Below are 331 nucleotides of genomic sequence, written 5' to 3'. Positions count from 1 at the left end.
TGCTCTACCCCCTGGGACATACACGCGAGGCGCTACCTAAATAGCTTTCGCGGAGAACCAGCTATTTCCGAGTTTGGTTGGCCTTTCACCCCTAGCCACACGTCATCCAAGACCTTTTCAACGGGCACTGGTTCGGACCTCCAGTGGGTGTTACCCCACCTTCATCCTGCACATGGCTAGATCACTCGGTTTCGGGTCTAAAGCCACGAACTGAACGCCCTGTTCAGACTCGCTTTCGCTGCGCCTACCCCTACCGGCTTAAGCTTGCTCGTAACTTTAAGTCGCTGACCCATTATACAAAAGGTACGCGGTCACCCAGGACGAACCTTGG

At 54.7% G+C, this 331-nt stretch carries 1 rRNA gene; it reads right to left on the bottom strand.

Annotated elements, in window-relative coordinates:
• Positions 1-331: ribosomal RNA gene (locus tag ACLBXP_RS25425) — 23S ribosomal RNA — on the bottom strand; the annotation flags it as partial.

This window comes from Methylobacterium sp. A54F (genome assembly GCF_053346035.1).
The sequence above is the reverse complement of the archived record's forward strand: the minus strand, read 5'-3'. Positions and strand labels throughout refer to the sequence as shown.